This is a genomic window from Streptomyces tricolor (genome assembly GCF_002155905.1).
GTDB classification, from domain to species: Bacteria; Actinomycetota; Actinomycetes; order Streptomycetales; family Streptomycetaceae; genus Streptomyces; species Streptomyces tricolor.
On the sequence record NZ_MUMF01000852.1, the window covers coordinates 342 to 582 of the forward strand.

The window sequence follows — 241 nt, forward strand, 5'->3', positions numbered from 1 at the left end:
TGCGCGCGGGTACTCAGCGCGTACTCAAAAAGAGAGCCGGTGAGGGTGCAGCCCCGTCCCCACGGGCACCCTCACCGGCCGTCTGCCGCCGTCAGCGGCGGTACGTCAGGCGCGTACCAGCTCCTTCTCCTCCTCGGGGTCGGCGTGCGTGCGCAGGCCCTCGCCCTCCACGTCCACGTTGGGCAGCGCGCGGTCCAGCCACTGCGGCAGCCACCACGCCCGCTTGCCGAGCAGGGCCAGG

At 73.0% G+C, this 241-nt stretch carries 1 pseudogene; it reads right to left on the reverse strand.

The window, feature by feature from the left end:
- Positions 1-105 precede the first annotated feature (105 nt).
- Positions 106-241: pseudogene (locus tag CCN44_RS48080) on the reverse strand (MMPL family transporter); the annotation flags it as partial.